At 72.5% G+C, this 21,642-nt stretch carries 18 protein-coding genes; 14 read left to right on the top strand and 4 right to left on the bottom strand.

What is annotated here, in order from left to right; genetic code table 11:
- From AC07DO_RS16285 to AC07DO_RS16255, 7 genes are all read left to right on the top strand, one after another.
- On the top strand, positions 1–798 hold the full coding sequence (locus AC07DO_RS16285) for an ABC transporter permease (protein ID WP_479060145.1): 798 nt from the start codon (positions 1–3) through the stop codon (positions 796–798).
- Positions 799–894: 96 nt separating this feature from the next.
- Positions 895–1,662 (top strand): DUF4142 domain-containing protein, encoded by a 768-nt coding sequence (locus AC07DO_RS16280; RefSeq protein WP_479060144.1) that lies wholly within the window; start codon positions 895–897, stop codon positions 1,660–1,662.
- A gap of 81 nt (positions 1,663–1,743) precedes the next feature.
- Entirely contained in the window at positions 1,744–3,048 is a 1,305-nt protein-coding gene (locus tag AC07DO_RS16275) for an MbnB/TglH/ChrH family RiPP precursor modification enzyme (RefSeq protein ID WP_479060143.1), read from the top strand.
- Between the two features lie 4 nt (positions 3,049–3,052).
- Positions 3,053–4,102 (top strand): TIGR04222 domain-containing membrane protein, encoded by a 1,050-nt coding sequence (locus AC07DO_RS16270; protein ID WP_479060142.1) that lies wholly within the window; start codon positions 3,053–3,055, stop codon positions 4,100–4,102.
- A 152-nt stretch (positions 4,103–4,254) separates the two neighbouring features.
- The gene (locus AC07DO_RS16265; RefSeq protein WP_479060141.1) at positions 4,255–5,010 is read left to right on the top strand and encodes a DUF4142 domain-containing protein; all 756 of its coding nucleotides are present in this window, start codon (positions 4,255–4,257) and stop codon (positions 5,008–5,010) included.
- Between the two features lie 93 nt (positions 5,011–5,103).
- Complete coding sequence (locus AC07DO_RS16260) at positions 5,104–5,856, top strand: TIGR04222 domain-containing membrane protein (RefSeq protein WP_479060140.1); 753 nt, start codon at positions 5,104–5,106, stop codon at positions 5,854–5,856.
- Positions 5,857–5,942: 86 nt separating this feature from the next.
- Positions 5,943–7,547, top strand: a complete 1,605-nt coding sequence (locus AC07DO_RS16255; protein WP_479060139.1) for an alpha/beta hydrolase — start codon at positions 5,943–5,945, stop codon at positions 7,545–7,547.
- A gap of 13 nt (positions 7,548–7,560) precedes the next feature.
- Here the strand turns inward: AC07DO_RS16255 and AC07DO_RS16250 are convergent, their stop codons facing one another.
- The 3 genes from AC07DO_RS16250 to hemG form a co-directional block, all read right to left on the bottom strand.
- Positions 7,561–7,935 (bottom strand): RNHCP domain-containing protein, encoded by a 375-nt coding sequence (locus AC07DO_RS16250; RefSeq protein WP_479060138.1) that lies wholly within the window; start codon positions 7,933–7,935, stop codon positions 7,561–7,563.
- 143 nt (positions 7,936–8,078) lie between these two features.
- On the bottom strand, positions 8,079–8,798 hold the full coding sequence (hemQ, locus tag AC07DO_RS16245) for a hydrogen peroxide-dependent heme synthase (RefSeq protein WP_479060136.1): 720 nt from the start codon (positions 8,796–8,798) through the stop codon (positions 8,079–8,081).
- A gap of 4 nt (positions 8,799–8,802) precedes the next feature.
- Positions 8,803–10,266: a protoporphyrinogen oxidase gene (gene hemG, locus AC07DO_RS16240; protein ID WP_479060134.1), complete on the bottom strand. Its 1,464-nt coding sequence runs from the start codon at positions 10,264–10,266 to the stop codon at positions 8,803–8,805.
- 132 nt (positions 10,267–10,398) lie between these two features.
- Between hemG and AC07DO_RS16235 the strand changes: the two genes are divergently transcribed.
- Positions 10,399–11,343 (top strand): DUF4349 domain-containing protein, encoded by a 945-nt coding sequence (locus AC07DO_RS16235; protein ID WP_479060133.1) that lies wholly within the window; start codon positions 10,399–10,401, stop codon positions 11,341–11,343.
- Positions 11,344–11,374: 31 nt separating this feature from the next.
- Positions 11,375–12,775: an FAD-dependent oxidoreductase gene (locus AC07DO_RS16230; protein ID WP_479060132.1), complete on the top strand. Its 1,401-nt coding sequence runs from the start codon at positions 11,375–11,377 to the stop codon at positions 12,773–12,775.
- A 119-nt stretch (positions 12,776–12,894) separates the two neighbouring features.
- On the opposite strand, the gene hemE is transcribed toward AC07DO_RS16230, so the two are convergent.
- Entirely contained in the window at positions 12,895–13,968 is a 1,074-nt protein-coding gene (gene hemE, locus AC07DO_RS16225) for a uroporphyrinogen decarboxylase (protein ID WP_150215595.1), read from the bottom strand.
- A gap of 85 nt (positions 13,969–14,053) precedes the next feature.
- Between hemE and AC07DO_RS16220 the strand changes: the two genes are divergently transcribed.
- From AC07DO_RS16220 to AC07DO_RS16200, 5 genes are all read left to right on the top strand, one after another.
- Positions 14,054–14,767: a DUF3000 domain-containing protein gene (locus AC07DO_RS16220; RefSeq protein WP_479060130.1), complete on the top strand. Its 714-nt coding sequence runs from the start codon at positions 14,054–14,056 to the stop codon at positions 14,765–14,767.
- Positions 14,768–15,052: 285 nt separating this feature from the next.
- Positions 15,053–15,715, top strand: a complete 663-nt coding sequence (locus AC07DO_RS16215; protein ID WP_016643199.1) for a response regulator transcription factor — start codon at positions 15,053–15,055, stop codon at positions 15,713–15,715.
- Between the two features lie 78 nt (positions 15,716–15,793).
- Positions 15,794–17,059, top strand: coding sequence for an HRDC domain-containing protein (locus AC07DO_RS16210; protein ID WP_479060128.1), 1,266 nt, complete (start codon positions 15,794–15,796; stop codon positions 17,057–17,059).
- Between the two features lie 1,090 nt (positions 17,060–18,149).
- On the top strand, positions 18,150–19,376 hold the full coding sequence (locus tag AC07DO_RS16205) for a thiolase family protein (protein WP_479060126.1): 1,227 nt from the start codon (positions 18,150–18,152) through the stop codon (positions 19,374–19,376).
- A complete protein-coding gene (locus tag AC07DO_RS16200; protein ID WP_479060124.1) occupies positions 19,373–21,505 on the top strand; it encodes a 3-hydroxyacyl-CoA dehydrogenase NAD-binding domain-containing protein in 2,133 nt (710 codons plus the stop codon). Before AC07DO_RS16205 ends, AC07DO_RS16200 begins: the two co-directional genes overlap by 4 nt.
- Positions 21,506–21,642: the final 137 nt, after the last annotated feature.

Here is a 21,642-nt window from a genome sequence, read left to right as displayed (position 1 = left end):
GTGGGCCGGCTGCGGCTCGCCGCGGTCATCCTGCGTGCCGGTCTCCGCAGCCAACTGGCCAACCGCGCGGACTTCGCCATGGCCATCGCCAACGGAGTCACCTACCAGGTGACGGTGCTCCTGTTCGCCACGGTCATCTTCGGCCGCTTCCCCTCGCTGGCGGGCTGGGGCGTCGGCGAGGTCCTCCTCATCAGCAGCATCCGCATGCTGGGCCACGGCCTGTACATGCTCTTCTTCGGCAACCTCGGCCTGATCCCCCATCTCCTGCGGGACGGCCGCTTCGACGCCTTCCGCACCCGGCCCGCCCCCGTCCTGCTCCAGGTCTTCACCTACGAGGCTCCGGTGAACGCCGTCGGCGACCTCGTCGTCGCCTGTGCGTCGCTCAGCGTGTGCCTGTCCCTCCTGGACGTCGAGTGGTCCGTGACCATGGTGGCGTTCCTGCTCACGGCCGTCGCCGGGGCCCTGGTGATCGAGCTGGGCCTGAACCTGCACATCGCGGCCCTGGTCCTGCGCTTCCGCGGCAGCGAGTCCCTGTTCTTCTGGCTGGACAGCGTCTCGGGCACCTTCGGCAACTACCCGCTGGGCCTGTTCCCCTGGCTGCTGCAGGGCGCCTTCACCTTCGCCGTCCCCATCGCCTTCGCGGGCTTCTACCCCGCGGCATGGCTGACGGGCCACACCGACACGGTCCCCTTCTCCCCGGCACTGGTCTTCGCCTTCCCCGCCGTGGCGGCCCTCCTGCTGTGGTCGGGGCTCGCGTGGTGGCGGCGGGGGGTGGCTTTCTACGCACGCAACAACTGATCGGCCCCGACCGGGATCTCGCGCGAGTGAACGCACCGCCCGTATCTTCCGTACTCCCCGGTATCACCGGCGACACGGAGCACCACGGGAGGCACCTTGCGGCGCGTCAACGGCACGGCTCTGATCATCGCGGCACTCGTCGCCACGCTGGGGGCCCTCGCGTTCCCCGTGTGGTCCTACGCCGACCGGTCGAGCACCGGGCCCGCCAATCTGGCCGCCGGGTCCGTGGCCACGCAGTGGGGACCGCTCTCCGCGGCCGACCGCGACCTGCTCGTGAAGGTGCGGCTCGCCGGGCTGTGGGAGATACCCGCGGGGCAGCAGGCCGTCGAGCGTGCGCCGACCGAGGCCGTCAAGGAGGCGGGCGACCACCTCATCGTCGGGCACACCGACCTCGACAAGCGGGTGCGCACCGTCGCCGCGCAGCTCGGCGTCGAGCTGCCCAACCAACCCACCGACCAGCAGCAGGGGTGGCTGGACGAACTGTCGGCGGCGAGCGGCGAAACGTACCAGCGGAAGTTCGCGAACCTGCTGCGCGTCTCGCACGGGAAGGTCTTCGCCGTCATCGCGCAGGTCCGCGACAGCACCCGCAACTCCCTGATCCGGCAGCTCGCCACGGACTCCAACCAGACCGTCCTCGACCACATCACGATGCTGGAGGCCACCGGTCTCGTCGACTTCGACGGGATCGCGAACGGCGCCGCGTCGACCGCGACCGCCAGCCCCACCGGCCCTCCCAAGCCCTCCGGGGCCGCTCCCCCGCAACCGGCGCCCGCCGGGCCGAGCGGTGACGTCTCCACCACGTCGAGGCCCTCGCCGGGGCCGCCCGGGGAGATCGACACCGGTCGGCCGGAACCTCAAATGTAGCTCTGAACGTCTCCCCCCGAGGGTTCGATCCACACGGCCGGGGCCATGGTCCCGGCAACGGGGGACGAAGGGGGAGCGGACATGAGGCAGCTGGGGAAGCGACTGGGGACGGGGATCGGCTGGCGGCCCGAGATCGCGGACGCCGTGGAGGACATGCCCGGCATCGACTGGGTCGAGGTCGTCGCGGAGAACGTGTGTCCCGGGCATCTGCCGGACTCGCTGGTGCGGCTGCGCGAGCGCGGTGTGACCGTCGTGCCGCACGGGGTCTCGCTGGGCCTCGGTGGCGCGGACCGTCCGGACGAGGGGCGTCTCACGGCACTGGCGGAGCGTGCCGAGGCACTCGGGGCGCCGCTGGTCACCGAGCACATCGCGTACGTACGGGCGGGCGGCACCCTCACCGCGACGCAGCCGCTCGAAGCCGGGCACCTGCTGCCGGTGCCGCGCACACGCGACGCGCTGGACGTCCTCTGCGAGAACGTCAGGATCGCCCAGGACGCGCTGCCCGTGCCGCTCGCCGTGGAGAACATCGCCGCGCTCATCTCCTGGCCGGACGAGGAGATGACGGAGGGCCAGTTCCTGTACGAGCTGGTCGAGCGCACCGGCGTACGGCTGCTCATCGACGTGGCCAACCTCCACACGAACCACGTCAACCGTGGCGAGGACCCGGGCAAGGCGCTCGACGAACTGCCGGTCGAGGCCATCGCGTACGTCCATGTGGCGGGCGGCTTCGAGCGGGACGGCGTCTGGCACGACAGCCACGCACACCCCGTGCCCGAGCCCGTGCTCGCGGTCCTCGCCGACCTCGCGTCCCGCGTCTCCCCGCCCGGCGTTCTGCTGGAGCGCGACGAGAACTTCCCTGAACCGGAAGAGCTGGAAAGGGAGTTGGACGCCATTCGGGCGACGCTGAAGACGTCGGACGACGGGGTCGCGGACCTCCGCGGCGAGCACCGCGACGTTCCGGCGGCCTCCGGCGCCGCCCGCCAGCGCACCGCCGTCGCCCAGGCCGCCCTCCTGTCCGCGCTCGTCGCCGGTACCCCGGCGCCCGAGGGCTTCGACCACGCGCGCCTGAAGGTGCAGAGCCACGCCCTGGCCGCCAAGCGGGCCGACGTCGTCGCGAAGGTCGCGCCGGAGCTGCCGGGGATCCTCGGCGCCGCGTACCGCGGCGAGTTCCTCGCGTACGCGCGGACGCGGCCCATGACCGGCGGCTACCGGCACGACGCGCTGAACTTCGCCGAGCACCTGATGCTCGCCGGACGCCCCGAGGACCCGGACGCCCGGCGGGAGTTGCGCGACTGGTGGCTGGAGCGTTCGGGCCCGGCCCCGCTGTCGCGGCGGCCCGCGGCGAGACTGCTGCACGCGACCCGCCGGGCCCTGCTGAGGCGATGACGCCATGACCCTCGTGGCGATGGTGTACACGGTCGTGGTCTCGCTCGCCTCCGCCGAGCTGATCCGGGGCGTGGCGGCGGCCCGCCGCACCGGCTCCCCGTACCGGGGAAGGCAGCCGCTCGACGCCGAGCACGGGGTGTACGTCCGCGGGACGCTGGAGGCCGCGTTCCTCGCCGGCGGCCCCGCCCGCGCCGCGGACGCGCTGATCGCGGGCCTCCACGAGGACGGCCGCCTGGTCGTCGCGGGCCCCGGCGTCGTCGGGATCACCGTCCCGGTCGCCAGGAACGCCGCCGAGCAGGCGGTCATCGACGCCCACGCGGCGGCGCCGAGCGGCGCGCTGCACCGGCTGCGGATCGCCGTGATGCGCAGCCTGCCGGTGCAGGAGACAGGCGAGGCGCTCGCCCGGCGGGGGCTCCTGGTGCGGCCGGGCCGTCAGCGGAAGTGGCGCGTCCGGGCCGGGACGCAGATCGCCCTGACCTTCTTCGGGTTCGTGGCGTGCGCCGTCGCGGCCCTGCTGCTCTCCGCCGGCAGCCTCGCGCTGCCGGGCGGTTCGCGGACGCCGCTCGTCGACATCCTGGCCATGGTGCCCGGTGCCGTGTTCGGCGTCGTGAGCGGCGCGATCTGCCTCGCGGTCACCTCGAAGCAGCTCACGGTCGCGGGACGGTACGCGCTGCGGCAGTACGTCGCCTCGTCGCGTCATCTGCCGGGCGCGGCGCACCAAGTGGCGACGCACGGCCTCTCCCGGGCCCACCCGGACATCCGGTCCCAGCTGATCGCGGCGGCCCGGATCCGGGTTCCGTCGGCGGCTCCCGCCGACCCCGGCCGTGCCGGGCACCGGAACGCGGCCGCGTGGAACCCGGGAGGCGGGGGCACACCGGTCTGGTGCGGGACGGATGCGGGAGACGGGGGCGGTTTCGCCTGCTCGGGCGGCGGCGGACCCTCGTGCTCGGGCGGCGGCACGTCGTGCGGCGGGGGCGGCGGGTCGTCCTGCGGCGGGGGCGGAGGCGGGGGCGGCGGCTCGTCCTGCGGGGGCGGCGGAGGCGGGTCGTTCTGAGCGGGCCGTCCCCCACCGCCTGACACCTTCCGGGGGCGCACGCCGCGCTCATCAACCCATGGTCCCGGTACGGGAGGTGACGTACTCCCCGCCGTATCGGGCCGCTGCCCTCTCCCGGCGCACTAACGTGCGGTGCCGCACCAGGAGGCACCATGCGATTACGAACCATCAACGGCACCGGCCTCATCGTCGCGGGACTCGTGGCGACCCTGGCCGCACTGCTCTTCCCCCTCTGGTCCTACGAGGACCGCTCGGGCACCCCCCTGGACCTGCTGGACGCCGGCACCGTGTCCACCGACTTCGGCCCGCTCTCCGCCCTGGACCGGGACTTCATCACCAAGGTCCGCCTCGCGGGCCTGTGGGAGCTGCCCGCCGGGCAGCAGGCCGAGGAGCGCGGCACCACGAAGGCCGTGCGGACCGCGGGCAAGCACCTCGTGGAGGGACACACGTTCCTCGACGCGCGCGTACGCGAGGTCGCCACCCGGCTCAACCTCGAACTGCCGAGCCAGCCGAACACCCAGCAGCGGGACTGGCTCGCGAAGTTGAGCGGCGCCCGCGGCGAGACGTACAACGAGGAGTTCGCGAACATCCTGCGCCGCGCGCACGGCAAGGTGTTCTCCGTCGTCGCCGACGTGCGCGCGAACACCCGCAACTCGCTGGTGCGCGACCTGGCCGACGACGCGAACACGACCGTCCTCGACCACATCACCGTCCTGGAGCAGACCGGCCTCGTCGACTTCGGCGGCCTCGCCCGGGACGCGGCGACCACCGGCCCCGACGCCCCCGCGACCCGCTCACCGGCCCCGCCGGGCCCCACGGACGCCCCCGGCTCGGCGGCCCCGGTCACTCCCTCGCCCACGTTCCCGCTGCCGCCCGCGGCGTCCCGGCCCAGGCCCAGGACGGACTGACCGACGGAAACGGAACGTTACCCACCCGTCACCCCGTGTCCACATACTGAAAACGCCATGGCGCAACGCGGTTCCGTCGCATAGAAAACCGCCATGTTCTGGGTCCCTCTGCTCCTCCTCGCCTGCGCCGCGGCCGGTCTGTCCTGCGGCCGGCTCTGTCTCGCCGCGAGCCGCGCCGCCGTCCAGGAGCGGTCCGCGGGTCACGGGCGCGAACTCACCCTGTACGAGACGGCGTTCCTCTCCGGAGGCCCCTCCCGCGTCGCCGATGTGACGCTCGTCGCGATGGCGAGGGCGCGCCGGCTGCTGATCGCCCACACCGGCTGGGCGACCGTCGTCGACCCGGTGGGCCGCGACGACATGGAGCGTTCGGTGCTCGGCGCGATCGGTCCTGCCGGGCAGTCGCGGATAGCGCCGATACGGCTGGGTGCCGCGGCCGCCGACCCGGTGCGGGCGCTCGCGGACCGGCTCGTCGCTGCGGGGCTCGCCGTCCCGGACGGCCTCGGCGCGGGGGTCGCGGCCGCCGTGCGCCAGGTGCGGACGGCGACGGGCGCGGTGCTCGCCCTGGGCACCGTGGCGGCGCTGATGCCGGCTCAGGGGCCGGGGTCGACCGGTCAGGTGCCGGTCGCGGTCTGGTTCTCGCTGCCCCTGCTGCTCTGCACGGCGTGTCTGGTCATCGCCCGCGTCGAGGTGCATCCGTACACGCGGTGGGCGTCTCCCGCGGGCCAGCGGCTCCTCGGGGCACTGTCGGCGGGCGGCGAGGAGCTCACGGCCGTCGCCGTGCGCGGGGTCCGCGCCACCCGGGACCCGGCGCTGCGGGCGGCGTTCTCCCAGCGTCCGCGCAGGTGAGCGCCCCGGGCCCAACAGGGGTGATTGCACCGACACCCCCACACGGGTGCTTTACATAGCCAAATACCACAAGATAAACAAGCGCGATGAGAGCAGCCGCTGCCCGGTACGGAACCGCCGGGTCCCTGGTCCTGACCGCCCTCGTCGCCGCCCCCGCGGGAAGTGCGACCGGCACCCCTCCCTCCCCCGAGGCGCACGGCGTCGCCGTCGCCGCCCAGCGCGCCGAGGCCGCCGGAATCCGCTGGGGCACCTGCGCGAAGGCAGAGGGCCTCCCCCCGTCCGTCCGGTGCGGCACCGTCACCGTGCCGCTCGACTACGCCCACCCCGACGGCAAGCGGATCAAACTGACCGTCAGCCGCACGAAGGCCACGAAGAAGCGCGCGGGCAAGGCGGTCGCACGCCAGGGCGCACTGGTCTACAACCCGGGCGGCCCCGGCGCGTCCGGCACGTACTTCCCGCTGGTGGGCGTCATGCCCGAGTGGAAGCGCATCGCGGCGGCGTACGACCTGGTCGGCTACGCCCCGCGCGGGGTCGGCCGGTCCGCCCCCCTCTCCTGCCAGGACCCGAAGGACTTCTCGCACGCGCCCTCCGAGGCGCCCACGCACCCCGACCACGCGTACAAGCAGAAGCGGATCGCGCGCGCCAAGGCGTACGCGCGCGGGTGCGTGAAACGCAACCCCGGCGTACGCCACTTCACGACGCTGAACAACGCGCGCGACCTGGACGTGCTGCGGGCGGCGCTCGGCGAGAAGAAGCTGACGTTCATGGGGGCGTCGTACGGCACGTACTACGGGGCGGTCTACGCGACGCTGTACCCCTCGCACGTGCGCCGCATGGTCTTCGACTCGGCGGTCAACCCGCACCCCGAGCAGGTCTGGTACCGCAACAACCTCGACCAGTCGCTGGCGTTCGAGCGGCGCTGGGCGGACTTCCGCACCTGGGTGGCCAAGCACGACAAGACGTACCACCTGGGCAGGACGCCCGCCGCCGTCCTGCGCAGCTACGAGAAGGTGGACGCCGCGCTGGCCCGCAAGCCCGCGGGCGGCAAGGTCGGGCCCGGCCAGCTGCAGTCCGCGTTCCTCCAGGCGGGGTACTACGACGACTACTGGCCGACGCGTGCGGCGGCGCTCTCCGCCTACCTGAAGGGCAACCCGAAGCCGCTCATCGAGCAGGCCGCGCCCGAGCCGCGCGGCGCCGCCCAGAGCGAGAACGGCAACGCGGTCTACACGGCCGTCGAGTGCAACGACGCGCCCTGGCCCACGGACTTCGCGACCTGGGACCGCGACAACTCGGAGCTCGCACGCGTGGCGCCCTTCGAGACCTGGGACAACGCGTGGATGAACCTGCCGTGCGCCTACTGGAAGGCGCCCCGGCAGCAGCCCGTCGACGTGGGCACGCCCGAGGGCGCGCTGCCGCCGACGCTGATCCTGGCCGCCGAACGCGACGCGGCGACGCCGTACCAGGGCGCGCGGGAGCTGAACCGCAGGCTGTCGGGGTCGGCCCTGGTCACCGAACGCGCCGCGGGCACGCACGGCATCGCGGGCGGCCCCAACAAGTGCGTGAACAGCCACCTGGACGCCTACCTCCTGGAGGGGAAGCTCCCCGTGCGACGCGCCGCGTCGTGCGCCCCGCACAAGGAGCCCCGTCCCTCGACCGCCGTGCGTGCGGCGGAACTCCCCCGGGAGTTCTAGGACGGCCGTCCCGTCACAGCGCGCCGAGGCGCTCCAGCGGGAACGGCGGCTGGGCGAGCGGACGCACCGCGAGCCGGGTCAGCGGCAGCGCGTTGTCGTCACCGGCCGTGCGGTTGGCGTGCAGGACGCCGCAGTGCGTGCAGCGGTGGGCGAGAACCCACTCGCCGTCTCCGCGGACGGATATGGCGAGGGGTTCCATCCGGGCACCGCAGTCGGCGGCCCGGTCGCCCGGGGTGTCGTCGAGGTGACGGCTCCACAGGCAGTTGGGGCAGTGATTGCGGTGATCGGTGCCCGGCGCGGTCATCGATACGTCGAGACCGCACTGCAGGCAGCGGAAGGACTGGGCGCGCGCTTCAGTGCGGGCCCGCCGAGAGGTGTTGCGGGACATGGTGAGGATGACTCCTGAGCGTTGCGGAAGGGGATGACTCCGAGCTGTTCCGCAGGGCCCTGGGCATACATTCACCGTCTCTCTGTCCTTGGCTTCGACCTCTCGATGAAACCCGCACCGGACCGGCGCGGCAACCGAATTAACTAGGCGAGACCCGCCACGAGCTCGGCCACCGACTTGCGGCGGCCCGTGTAGAACGGGACCTCTTCGCGTACGTGCATACGGGCCTCGGAGGCGCGCAGGTGACGCATGAGGTCGACGATGCGGTACAGCTCGTCGGCCTCGAAGGCGAGGAGCCATTCGTAGTCGCCGAGGGAGAACGAGGCGACCGTGTTGGCGCGCACGTCGGGGTAGCCGCGGGCCATCTTGCCGTGGTCGGCGAGCATGCGGCGGCGGTCCTCGTCGGGCAGCAGGTACCAGTCGTAGGAGCGCACGAAGGGGTAGACCGAGACGTAGTTGCGGGGGGTCTCGTCGGCGAGGAACGCCGGGATGTGCGACTTGTTGAACTCGGCGGGACGGTGCAGCGCCATGTTCGACCAGACCGGCTCCAGGGCGCGGCCGAGCTGGGTGCGGCGAAAGAGGTTGTAGGCCTCCTGCAGCTCGTCGGCGGTCTCGGCGTGCCACCAGATCATCAGGTCGGCGTCGGCACGGAGGCCGGAGACGTCGTAGGTGCCGCGGACGGTGACGTCCTTGGCGGCGAGCTGGTCGAACAGGTCCTGGACCTCTTCGGCGTAGCCCGCGCGCTGCTCGGGCAGCACGTCGCGCAGCTTGAAGACGGACCACAGGGTGTAGCGGATGACCTCGTTGAGGTCCTTGGCCTTCTTGCCCGCGTTGGGCGTCTTGGCGGGGGCGTCGTCACTCATGACCCTATTCTCCTCCGCCGCCGTGCAGACTCTGCACCGGGTTGCGGGTGAGCTCCTCCACACCGGCCGTGTCGCCGCCCAGCTGGTCCACGGCGGCGTGGGCGCTCGCGATGCAGGCGGGGATGCCCACGCCGTCGTACGCCGCCCCGCACACGGCGAGTCCCGGCAGCTTGCCCACGTGCTCGCGGATGCGGGCCACGCGCGCGTGGTGCCCGACGGGGTACTGCGGCAAGCCGTCGTGCCAGCGGGTGACGCGGGTGGCGACGGGGTCGGCGTCCAGGCCGGTGGCGGCGCGCAGGTCGCGCCGGGAGAGCTCGATCAGCTCGGCGTCGTCGCGCCGCAGGATCTCCGTCTCGCCGTACCGCCCCACCGACGTCCGCAGCACCAGCAGGTCGGGGTCCTCGTCGGCGATCCAGCCCCACTTGCGCGACGCGAAGGTGGACGCCTTGATGGTGTGCCCGTCGACCGGCGGCACAAGAAAACCGCTCCCTTCGGGGAGGTCGGTTTCGCTGCGGCGGTACGCGAGCGTCATCAGTGCCATGGAGGCGTACTCGACCGTGGCGAGCTCGGCCGCGGCGGCGGGAGCCTCGACGCCCAGGAGCGCGGCGGCGGAGTGCGCGGGCACGGCGACGACCACGGCGTCCGCGTCGATGAGCTGCTCCTCGGTGCCGACCCGCCAGCCCGTCGGGGTCCGCCGCAGCTCGGTGACCGGCGTCCCCGTGCGGATCTCCCCGCCCCGCGCGCGCACCGCGTCGGCGACGGCGAGCGGCAGCCGCCCGACGCCGCCCTCGATGCCCATGAAGACGGGCCCGGTCTGCTGGTTCTTCGCCGCGCGCGCCTGGATGGCGCGCACGCCCTCCGTGAGGGAGGCGTGCGTGCGGGCCGCCTCGAAGAGCTGCGGGACGGCCGAGCGCATCGAGATGCGGTACGCGTCGCCCGCGTAGACCCCGCCGAGGAGGGGCTCCACCAGCCGGTCGACGACTTCCCTGCCGAGGCGCGCGGCGACGTACTCGCCGACCGCGACGTCGTCGCCGACCTCGGTGGGCGGCAGCTCGCCGTCCCGTGCGATGCGGTGCAGGCCCTCTTCGGAGAGGACTCCCGCGAGGGCGGACGCGTCGCCGGGCACGCCCATGACGTGGCCCTTGGGCATGGGGCGCAGGGCGCCCCGGGTCCAGATCGCGGCGGTCGCGGTGGCGGGCGGCTGGAGCCGGTCGGCGAGGCCCACCTCGCGGGCGAGGGCGACGGCTTCGGGGCGGCGGGCGAGCATCGACTCGGCGCCGAGGTCGACGCGGACGCCGGCGATGTCACCTGCGTGGAGCTTGCCGCCGAGCCGGTCGGAGGCCTCCAGGACGGTCACCCTGCGGTCCGGGCCGGCCGTGAGCAGCCGGTGCGCTGCGGCCAGTCCGGCGATCCCGCCTCCGATGACGACGACGTGACCGTTCCCCGTACCTGTGTCCGTTGCACGCATGCCCCCACTCTCTCAGACCGCTCGGACCGGCGAGTCCCGACCGTGACCTCATCGGGACCGCCCGGCAACCATCGTTCCGGGCCTCTCCTCCGTCGTAGGAGCATCAGTCACCGTTCCTCGGGGGGTACGCCGATGCACGCGTCCAGCAAGTCCGCTCACCACCGCACGTTCCAGGTCTTCGCCGGCCTCCTGCTCGCGGTCGCGCTCGCGCTCACCGGGTGCACGAACGCGGGGGACGGCGGCGGCGACTCCGGCGCCGGGGACGGCGACAAGGCCGCGGGCCTCCAGGCCGAGGGGAACGGGAAGGGCGCCTCGGGCAGCAGGGCCGACGGGCCCGGCGACGCCGACAGCGCCTCCGGAAAACGCAAACCGCCCAAGCTCACCGGCACACACATCATCCGCACCGCGAAGCTGACCGTCCGCGTCGAGGACGTGCCCGGAGCGCTGGACGAGGCCCGCCGGGCGGCCGAGGGCGCCGGAGGCATCGTGGGGAACGAGAACACCTCGCGCGACAGCGAGGGACGCGAGCGCTCCCGCGTCGTGCTGCGCGTGCCGCAGGACACATACGAGGACGTCCTCACCGCACTCGAAGGCACCGGCAAGCTCATCGGCAAGGACGCGAAGGCCCAGGACGTCACCGACCAGGTCGTCGACGTCCAGAGCCGTATCACGTCGCAGCGGGCCAGCGTGGCGCGCGTGCGGGAGCTGATGGACAGGGCGACCAAGCTGAGCGATGTGGTCACCCTGGAGGGCGAGTTGAGCACCCGCCAGTCCGACCTGGAGTCGCTGCTCGCCCAGCAGGAGTCCCTGAAGGACCGGACGAGCCTGGCGACGATCACCCTCTCGCTCACCGAGAACGGGGCGAAGGCGGACGCGGAGGACGACGACCCGTCGTTCGGGGACGCGCTCGGCGGCGGCTGGGACGCGTTCGTGACCGCACTGCGCTGGATCGCGATCGTCCTCGCCGCGGTGCTGCCGTTCGCCGCGGTCGTCGCGCTGCTCGCGCTGCTGTGGCTGCGCGTCGTACGTCCCCGGTGGCCGCGCCGTGCCGCGGACGGCGGACGGGGCGAGGACTGAGCACGCGGCGACCCCGCCGTAGCGTGTGCCCATGAGCGGCACGAGCGGTACACGAGAGCGACTGGTGGTCATCGGGGGCGACGCGGCGGGCATGTCCGCCGCGTCGCAGGCGCGCAGGCTCAAGGGCCCCGACGAACTGGAGATCGTCGCGTTCGAACGCGGGCACTTCACTTCGTACTCCGCCTGCGGCATCCCCTACTGGGTGGGCGGCGACGTCGGCGACCGGGACGACCTGATCGCACGGACGCCCGAGCAGCACCGTGAGCGGGCGATCGATCTGCGGATGCGCACGGAGGTGGTGCGGATCGACGTCCCGGGCCGCCGCGTCCTGGCCAGGGACCTGACGGCGGGTGAGGAGTACTGGACGGCGTACGACAAGCTCGTCATGGCCACCGGCGCGCGCCCCCTGCGCCCGGCGCTCCCCGGCATCGACGCGCCCAACGTGCACGGCGTGCAGACACTGGACGACGGCCAGGCCCTGCTCGACACGCTGACCACGACGCCGGGCCGCCGCGCCGTGGTCATCGGCGCGGGCTACATCGGCGTCGAGATGGCGGAGGCGCTCGTCAACCGCGGTTACGAGGTGACGGTCGTCAACCGCGGCAAGGAACCCATGTCGACGCTCGACCCGGACATGGGCTGCCTCGTGCACGACGCGCTGACGGGCATGGGCATCGGGATGGTGAACGGCGCCGAGGTCACCGCGATCCTGACGGACGACGACGGGCGGGCCAGGGCGGTGGCGACGGCGGACGCCGAGTACCCGGCGGACGTGGTGGTGCTCGGTATCGGCGTAGGCCCGGAGACGGAGCTCGCGCGTGAGGCGGGTCTGCCGCTCGGCGAGTACGGCGGACTGCTCACCGACCTCGCGATGCGGGTGCGCGGAACCGACGCAGGCGGGGTCATCTGGGCGGGCGGGGACTGCGTGGAGGTCCTCGACCTGGTGTCGGGGCGCGAGCGCCACATCCCGCTCGGCACGCACGCCAACAAGCACGGGCAGGTCATCGGCTCCAACGCGGGCGGGGGCTACGCGACGTTCCCCGGTGTCGTCGGCACGGCCGTCAGCAAGGTCTGCGACCTGGAGATCGCCCGCACCGGCCTGCGCGAGAGGGACGCGCTGGCCGCCGGGTTCCGCTTCGTGTCGGTGACCATCGAGTCGACGAGCCGGGCCGGTTACTACCCGGGGGCCGCGCCGATGAAGGTGAAGATGATCGCCGAGCGGCGCACGGGGCGGCTCCTCGGCGTCCAGATCGTCGGCCGCGAGGGCGCGGGCAAGCGGGTCGACGTGGCGGCCGTCGCGCTGACGGCGCAGATGACGGTGGAACAGATGACGGCGCTCGACCTCGGGTACGCGCCGCCGTTCTCCCCGGTGTGGGACCCGGTCCTGGTGGCGGCGCGCAAGGCGGTGGCGGCGGTGCGGTCGGACCGCTAGAACCTTCAGGACGGCCAGGACCATCAGGACCACCAGGACCGCGAAAAGGGTCCCTGCCCGATCGGACAGGGACCCTTTTCAGACATCTTTCAGACGTTCGTCGCTCGGACGCCCGCCGTTCAGACGGCGGTACGCGTGTGCACGTACTCCACGAGGCGGGTCAGCGCCTCGGGGTCCGTGGTCGGCAGGACGCCGTGCCCGAGGTTGAAGATGTGCCCCTCGAGACCGCTCGCGGCGGCGAGGACCTCGTCCGTCTTCCGCTCGACGGCCTCCCGTGTGGAGAAGAGGACGGCCGGGTCCAGGTTGCCCTGGATCGCCTTGCCGGGCCCGACGCGGCGCGCGGCCTCGTCCAGCGGCACCCGCCAGTCCGCGCCCACGACGTCGGCGCCGGCCTCGCCCATGAGACCGAGGAGCTCGCCGGTGCCGACACCGAAGTGGATGCGCGGCACCCCGTACGAGGCGACCGCGTCGAATACCTTCGCCGACGCGGGCATCACCGAGCGGCGGTAGTCGGCGGGCGCCAGCGCGCCCACCCACGAGTCGAAGAGCTGCACGGCGCTCGCGCCCGCCTCGATCTGCACCTTCAGGAAGGCGGCGGTGATCTCCGCGAGACGGTCGAGCAGATCGGCCCAGAGCTGCGGGTCGCCGTACATCAGCGCCTTGGTGTGCTCGTGGTTGCGGCTCGGTCCGCCCTCCACGAGGTAGCTCGCGAGGGTGAAAGGCGCACCGGCGAAACCGATGAGCGGCGTCGAGCCGAGCTCGGCCGTCAGCATGCCCATCGCCTCGGTGACGTAGTGGACGTCGTCGGGCGTGAGGTCCCGCAGCTGCGCCAGGTCGGCGCGCGAGCGGATCGGCTTCTCGACGACGGGTCCGACGCCCGGCTTGATGTCGAGGTCGATGCCGATGGCCTTGAGCGGGACGACGATGTCGCTGAAGTAGATCGCGGCGTCGACGTTGTGGCGGCGCACGGGCTGCAGCGTGATCTCGGTGACGAGGTCGGGGCGCATGCAGGACTCCAGCATGGCCGTGCCCTCGCGGACCTTGCGGTACTCGGGAAGTGAGCGCCCCGCCTGCCGCATGAACCACACCGGCGTGTGCGGCACTGCCTCGCGCCTGCACGCCTTCATGAAGGGGGAGTCGTACGTCGCTGTGTTCTGCCGGCCCTCGGGGCCACGGCTGTCATTGGCACTCACGCGGAAAGTCTCGCACGTTGACCGGGAACCCCCCGACGGGTGTCTCTCCCTGCGCGAAGGCGCCGTTCCCCTTAACCTTCCCCGCATGGCTGCGGCTCAGGGACAACGGTCGGACGGCGCTGGCGAGATGGAAGGTTCGGAGGGGAAGGTGGCGGATTCGGCTCCGTTGCCCTTCCGCGCGGCGGTCGACGCGCTGCGGGGGGCACGGCTGCGGCCGGAGATCGAGATCGATCCGACGCGGCCGCCGCAACGGCTCGCGCCGTACGCGTACGCGTTGGAGGCGGCGGTCGTGGAGGACGAGGAGGACCTCGCCGACGGGCGGCTCGTCCTGCTCCACGATCCGGCGGGGCACGACGCGTGGCAGGGCACTTTCCGGCTCGTCACGCTCGTACGGGCGGAGCTCGAACCGGAGATGGCGGCGGATCCGCTGCTGCCGGAGGTCTGCTGGTCGTGGCTGACCGGGGCGCTCAGCGCGCGGGGGCTTTCGGCGGACGAGGCGAGCGGCACGGTGACGCGCGCCGGCTCGCACTACTTCGGAGGGCTCTCGGAGCGGCCGCCCGCCTCGCAGATCGAGATCCGGGCGTCGTGGACGCCGCGGGAAGGTGGCGGCGGGGTGCCGGACACGGGGGCGCATCTGGCGGCGTGGTGCGATCTGCTCTGCCAGGTCGCGGGGTTGCCGCCGGTGGGTCCTGGCGGGCCCGGTGGACCGGGTGGTCCGGGCGGCTCGGGCAGCTCGGGCGGCTCGGGCGACGCTTCCGTGGTGTCGCTGCCGCAACGGCGAGGACCGCTCTCTCACTGACGAACGCTCGAACATCCGCTCCCCATCCCCCGCGGCCCGCGCCGCGGGGTTTGTCTTGCGGCGGGGTTTGCCTCGCGTGGGGTCACTCGAACGTGGGCGTGTTCGGTTTGATCTTCGGATGATCGAGCACGTGTCCGAATTGCCCGAATTATTGCTCACCAAATCGTGATCATTCCCTAAAGGCGACAAGGATTGCTGCCGAAGAGGTTTGTGACCTTGAAAGCACGGTTCGTCCCGGCTTCATCCCCGAGCCGGCCCCTCCCGTCCCCCCATCCAGGAGGCCTGGTGTCCGTTCTCCTCGAGCAGCCCGCAAGCCTGGTCGCCTACCGCCCGAACAAGCCGACCGCCATGGTCGTCGTGGCCGACCCCCGCGTCCGTTCCACCGTCACCCGCCACCTGTGGGCGCTCGGTGTACGCGACGTCATCGAGGCCTCGTCCATCGCGGAGGCTCGTCCCCGCATCGGCAACCCCCGGGACATCTGCGTCGCTGATGTCCACCTCCCCGACGGCTCCGGCCTGACGCTCCTCTCCGAAACCCGTGCCGCGGGCTGGCCCAACGGCCTCGCCCTCTCCGCCGCCGACGACATCGGTGCCGTGCGCAACGCCCTCGCGGGCGGCGTCAAGGGCTACGTCGTCACCGGCACCCGTACGAACGTCGGACTCCCCACCCGCCCCGGCGCGGCCCCCATCGGCTCGGCCGCCGCCCGTATGCACCGCCGCCCTCCGGGCACCCCGAGCCACCCAGGCGGCTACCGAGAGCTGTCGGGCCGTGAGGTCGAGGTGCTGCGCCTGGTCGCGGAGGGCCAGTCCAACAAGGCCATCGGCGTCTCGATGGGCCTGTCCGCCCTGACCGTGAAGAGCCACCTCGCCCGGATCGCACGCAAGCTCGGTACGGGTGACCGGGCCGGGATGGTGGCGGTCGCGCTGCGCACCGGCATCATCCACTGACTGATTTACACCCCCCGAGCGCCCGTCGACGGAACGTTCCGTCGACGGGCGCTGTCCATACACAGATACCCTTGACAGGTGACCGACGCCCAAGAGACCGCAGCAGACAGCTCACTGCGAACCACCGGAGGCGCTCCTCCGGACGACGTCGAAACGGCGCCGACTCCGTTGCTCGAGCCCCGCGACGGCATTCCGGCGGTGATCGCCGACGAGGAGTCCCTCGCGGAGACCGTCGCCGCCTTCGCCGCGGGCACGGGTCCCGTCGCCGTCGACGCCGAGCGCGCGTCCGGCTACCGGTACGGGCAGCGGGCCTATCTCGTCCAGCTCCGCCGCGAGGGCGCGGGCACCGCGCTCGTCGACCCCGTCGCCTGCCCCGACCTCTCCGGGCTCGGCGCGGCCATCGGCGACGCGGAGTGGGTCCTGCACGCGGCGACGCAGGACCTGCCGTGCCTGCGCGAAATAGGCATGGTGCCGTCCCGGATCTTCGACACGGAGCTCGCGGGGCGCCTCGCCGGATTCCCGCGCGTGGGCCTCGGCGCGATGGTGGAGAGCGTGCTCGGCTACGTCCTGGAGAAGGGGCACTCCGCGGTCGACTGGTCGACCCGCCCGCTCCCCGAACCCTGGCTGCGGTACGCGGCACTCGACGTGGAACTCCTCGTCGACCTGCGCGACGCGCTGGAGAAGGAGCTGGACCGGCAGGGCAAGCTGGAGTGGGCCCGCGAGGAGTTCGACGCCATCGCGTCCGCACCGCCCGCGCCGCCCCGCAAGGACCCCTGGCGTCGCACGTCCGGCATGCACAAGGTCCGCCGTCGCCGCCAGATGGCGGTCGTACGAGAGCTCTGGAACGCCCGCGACAAGGTGGCCCAGCGGCGTGACGTGTCGCCGGGCAAGGTGCTCAGCGACGGGGCGATCGTGGAGGCGGCGCTCGGGCTGCCGCCGAACGTGCACGCGCTGGCGGGTCTGTCCGGGTTCGGGCACCGCATGGGGCGGCGCCAGCTGGAGCAGTGGCAGGCGGCGGTGGACCGCGCGAAGGCGCTCCCCGACGCGGACCTCCCCCAGCCCGGCCAGACGGTGAGCGGCCCGCCGCCTCCCCGCTCCTGGGCGGACCGCGACCCGGCGGCGGCGGCGCGCCTCTCCGCGGCGCGCGCGGCGATCTCCGCTCTCGCCGAGCAGCTGAACATGCCCCAGGAGAACCTGATCACTCCGGACACGGTCCGGCGGGTGTGCTGGGAGCCGCCGGTGCGGGTGGACGAGGCGTCGGTCGCGGAGGCGCTCGCCGCGCACGGGGCGCGCGCCTGGCAGATCACCCAGGTGACCCCGCCCCTGGTAACGGCGCTCACCTAGCCCACCCAACGGCAGAAGCCACACCCACTCCCACTCCCACTCCCCCCGGCGCCGGGGGGGCGGGACGGCCCCACCGCACCCACGCCACACCTGGTTCTCCCCACCCCGCCGCTCCGCGACGAACCCCACCCACCCACCCGTGCACGCCGCGCCATCCGGCGCGACGGGGGGCGCGGCCGACCCCACCGCGCACACGCCCAGCCCGGTTCCCCCACCCCGCCGCTCCGCGGCGGATCACACCCACCCACCCGTGCACCCCGCACCGCCCAGCGACGGGGGCACGACCGGCCCCGCCGCACACACACCGAGCCCGGTCCCCCACCCCGCCGCTCCGCGGCGGATCACACCCACCCACCCGTGCGCCCCGCACCGTCCGGTGAACGAGGTGGGGGGCGGTGCAACGTAACGCCTCAGTCTCAACGGGACACGCCTCCCCCGTCCTACGCCGCCGCTTCACGGCGGACTTTCCCCACCCACCCACCCGTGCACCCCGCACCGGGCACAGACGCGCCAGCGGGCGAGGGGATCCGGCGCGGCGGGGCGGGGACAGCCCGCCCTACGGGACGTATACGTGCTGGGTGAACGGGCGGGCGGGTGGGTGGGAATCGCCGCGCAGCGGCGGGCGAGAGGAGGCGCGCGGCCGCAGACGACAACCCACCCGCCCCTACGGGGCACAGACGCGCGGGGTGAACGGGTGGGTGGGTGGGAGTGATCCGCCGCGCAGCGGCGGGACAGGGGCAGCCACCCACCCGCCGACAGGCGACGAGCCAGCCTGCCCTACGGGGCACAGACGCGCGGGCGGGTGGGTGGGAATCGCCGCGCAGCGGCGGGCGAGAGGAGGCGCGCGGCCGCAGACGACAACGCGCCCGCCCCTACGGGGCGCAGACGTGCGGGGTGAACGGGTGGGCGGGTGGGCGGAGGTCGCCGCGCAGCGGCGGGGCAGGGGGAGACGCACGGTCGGCGGCGCGGAGCGTGAGTGTGACCTTTGCCTCGGGGAGGTCGCCCTTGGCCACCTAGTTACCGACAAGTAGGGTGGACGGAGGAAGCGCGCCGCAGGCGTGGCGCAACCGCACCCTGGAGGAGAGCCATCGTGCCTCGTACCGTCAGGGACGTCGTCTTCGTGGACGGCGTCCGCACCCCGTTCGGCAAGGCGGGCCCGAAGGGCATCTACCACGAGACCCGTGCCGATGACCTCGTCGTGAAGGCCATCCGGGAGCTGCTGCGCCGCAACCCGGACCTCGACCCCGCCAAGATCGACGAGGTCGCCATCGCCGCGACCACGCAGATCGGCGACCAGGGTCTGACGATCGGCCGCACCGCCGGCATCCTCGCCGGACTCCCGCAGTCCGTGCCCGGCTACTCCATCGACCGCATGTGCGCCGGCGCCCTGACCGCCGTGACCTCGGTCGCGGGCAGCGTGGCCTTCGGTGCGTACGACATCGCCGTCGCCGGCGGTGTCGAGCACATGGGCCGCCACCCCATGGGTGAGGGCGTCGACCCCAACCCGCGGTTCGTGAGCGAGAAGCTCGTCGACGAGTCGGCCCTGTTCATGGGCATGACCGCCGAGAACCTGCACGACCGCTACCCGAGCATCACCAAGCAGCGCGCCGACGAATACGCCGTGCGCTCGCAGGAGAAGGCCGCCAAGGCGTACGCCGACGGCAAGATCCAGGCCGACCTCGTGCCGATCTCCGTACGCCGGACGAACGAGGAGGCCGGTGAGACCGGCTGGGGTCTCGCCACCGCCGACGAGCCGATGCGCCCGGGGACGACCCTGGAGAACCTCGCGGGCCTCAAGACGCCGTTCCGTACACACGGCCGCGTCACCGCGGGCAACGCCGCCGGTCTCAACGACGGCGCCACCGCCTCCCTCATCGCCTCCGAGGAGTTCGCGCGGGAGAACAACCTCCCCGTGAAAATGCGCCTCGTCTCGTACGCCTTCGCGGGCGTCGAGCCGGAGGTCATGGGCTACGGTCCGATCCCGGCGACGGAGAAGGCGCTCGCCAAGTCCGGCCTGTCCATCTCCGACATCGGTCTCTTCGAGATCAACGAGGCCTTCGCCGTGCAGGTGCTCGCCTTCCTGGAGCACTACGGCATCGCGGACGACGACGCCCGCGTGAACCAGTACGGCGGCGCCATCGCGTTCGGCCACCCGCTCGCCTCCTCCGGCGTACGCCTGATGACGCAGCTGGCGCGGCAGTTCGAGGAGCAGCCGGAGGTCCGCTACGGCCTCACGACCATGTGCGTCGGCTTCGGCATGGGCGCGACGGTCATCTGGGAGAACCCCCACCACAAGGACGCCGGAGGCGAAGCATGAGCACCACGACCACCGAGCTCCTGAAGGGTGCGGCCGAGCTGTTCCCCGACGAGGTCGTCACGCAGGCGCACGTACGCCACCTCGACCTCCCCCACGGTGCCGGGCGCTTCGCGCTGATCACCCTCGACAACGGCTTCGACCACACCAAGCCGACCACCTTCGGACCGCAGTCCCTCGCCAACCTGAACACGGCGATCGACCAGGTCGAGAAGGAGGCGTCCGAGGGCACGATCGTCGGTGTCGGCATCACCGGCAAGCCGTTCATCTTCGCCGTCGGCGCCGACCTCAAGGGCGTCGAGCTGCTGAAGAAGCACGACGACGCGCTCGCCATCGGCAAGGGCGGGCACGAGGTCTTCAAGCGTCTCTCCGGGCTCGCCGTGCCGACCTTCGCGTACTACAACGGTGCCGCGATGGGCGGTGGCGTCGAGGTCGGTCTGCACTGCTCGTACCGCACCGTCTCCAAGGCGCTGCCCGCGTTCTCGCTGCCCGAGGTCTTCCTCGGCCTGGTCCCGGGCTGGGGCGGCTGCGCGCTGCTCCCGAACCTGATCGGCGCCGACAAGGCCGTCTCGGTCATCATCGAGAACTCGCTGAACCAGAACCGTCAGCTCAAGGGCAAGCAGGTCTTCGAGCTCGGCATCGCCGACGCCATCTTCGAGGGCGCCGACTTCCTGGAGCAGTCGCTGATCTGGACGGCATCCGTCCTCAACGGCAAGACCGAGGTCGTCCGCCCCGAGATCGACCGCGGCGAGGGCTGGGACGCCGCCGTCGCGCGCGGCCGTGCCATCGCCGACTCCAAGGTGCACGGCGCCGCTCCGGCCGCCTACCGCGCCCTGGAGATCATCGAGGGTGCCAAGGACGGCGATCTGCAGAAGGGCTTCGACGCCGAGGACACCGCGCTCGCCGACCTCATCATGGGCGGTGAACTGCGCGCGGGCATCTACTCGTTCAACCTCGTGCAGAAGCGCGGGAAGCGGCCTGCCGGTGCGCCCGACAAGAACCTCGCGCGTCCGGTCACCAAGGTCGGCGTCGTCGGCGCCGGTCTGATGGCCTCGCAGCTCGCGCTGCTCTTCCTGCGCCGCCTCGAGGTGCCGGTCGTGCTGACCGACATCGACCAGGAGCGCGTCGACAAGGGCGTCGGTTACGTCCACGAGGAGATCGACAAGCTCCTCCTCAAGGGCCGTATCAACCAGGACAAGTCGAACCGTCTGAAGGCGCTCGTCTCCGGTGTCCTGGACAAGGCCGAGGGCTTCTCCGACGCCGACTTCGTCATCGAGGCCGTCTTCGAGGAGATCGGCGTCAAGCAGCAGGTGTTCGCCGAGGTCGAGGCCGTCGCTCCGGCGCACGCGATCCTCGCCACCAACACCTCCTCGCTCTCGGTCTCCGAGATGGCGTCGAAGCTGAAGCACCCCGAGCGGGTCGTCGGCTTCCACTTCTTCAACCCGGTCGCGATCCTGCCGCTCCTGGAGATCGTGCGCGGCGAGCGGACTGACGACGCGTCGCTGGCCACGGCCTTCGGCGTCGCCAAGAAGCTGAAGAAGACCGCGGTGCTCGTGAAGGACGCCCCGGCGTTCGTCGTGAACCGCATCCTCACCCGCTTCATGGGCGAGATCCAGAACGTCATCGACGAGGGCACCCCGGTCGCCGTCGCCGAGAAGGCCGTCGAGCCGCTCGGTCTGCCGATGTCGCCGCTGGTGCTCCTCGAGCTCGTCGGTCCCGCCATCGGTCTGCACGTGTCCGAGACCCTGAACCGCGCCTTCCCCGAGCGCTTCACGGTCTCCCCGAACCTCGCGGCCGTCGTCAAGGCGGGCAAGCGCGGCTTCTACAAGTACGACTCCGGCAAGCCGGAGCTCGACCCCGAGGTCGCCGCTCTCCTCAAGCAGGGCGACTCCGTCCTGACCGAGGAGCAGGTGCGGGACCGTGTGCTCGACGCGGTGGCGCAGGAGATCGGGCTCATGCTCGACGAGGGCGTCGTCGCCGAGGCCCAGGACATCGACCTCTGCCTGATCACCGGCGCGGGCTGGCCCTTCCACCTGGGCGGCATCACGCCGTACCTGGACCGTGAGGGCGTCAGCGAGCGCGTGAACGGGAAGCGGTTCCTGGCGCAGGGCGTGGCGAGCGTACCGGCGTAACGCGGCAACGGAAGCGGGGGGGGGGGGGGGGGGGGGGGGGGGGACGAGTGCCTGTTTTTGCAACCACCTTTCTTTGTTTCCTGGCTGAATGGGGGCGCCAACCCCCAACCCCGCCCACCACCACCAAAAAAAGACAG

Source organism: Streptomyces sp. NPDC045678 (genome assembly GCF_056432085.1).
The sequence above is the reverse complement of the archived record's forward strand: the minus strand, read 5'-3'. Positions and strand labels throughout refer to the sequence as shown.